This window comes from Methylobacterium sp. E-041 (genome assembly GCF_022829665.1).
Classification (GTDB): domain Bacteria; phylum Pseudomonadota; class Alphaproteobacteria; order Rhizobiales; family Beijerinckiaceae; genus Methylobacterium.
This window is the reverse complement of the sequence record NZ_JAKSYQ010000120.1, coordinates 1-391: the sequence shown is the minus strand read 5'-3', so window position 1 is coordinate 391 and position 391 is coordinate 1. Positions and strand designations below refer to the sequence as shown.

Below are 391 nucleotides of genomic sequence, written 5' to 3'. Positions count from 1 at the left end.
CGCGCTCGACGAGGACCGGCCGCTGTTCGCCTTCGCCGGGATCTGGCGACCGTGGACGGGCGTGCGCGGCCCGAAGCGCGACGAGCCCGTCGAGGAGGAACACCGGCTCTACGCCTTCCTCACGACGGAGGCGAACGGCGTGGTCGGGCCGGTGCATCCGAAGGCGATGACGGCGCTGCTGACCACGCCGGAGGAGTGGCGCACGTGGCTGGAGGCGCCGGTGGAGGAGGCATTGCAGCTTCAGCGGACGCTGCCGGACGAGGCCATGCGCGAGGTCGCGCGCGGCAAGCGGAGCGATGGGACTTAGGCCGCGGATCGACGGTGCGTGATGCGCTTACTGCGCGTCGTCGGTGCCAACCATTCGCATGGTGGCGCCAAGCCGACCCCGATC

At 71.4% G+C, this 391-nt stretch carries 1 protein-coding gene; it reads left to right on the top strand.

Features of this window, described 5'->3' with window-relative positions:
* The coding region (locus MKK70_RS10815) for an SOS response-associated peptidase family protein (RefSeq protein ID WP_243947573.1) at positions 1 to 307 on the top strand (307 nt) is incomplete at its 5' end.
* Positions 308 to 391 lie beyond the last annotated feature (84 nt).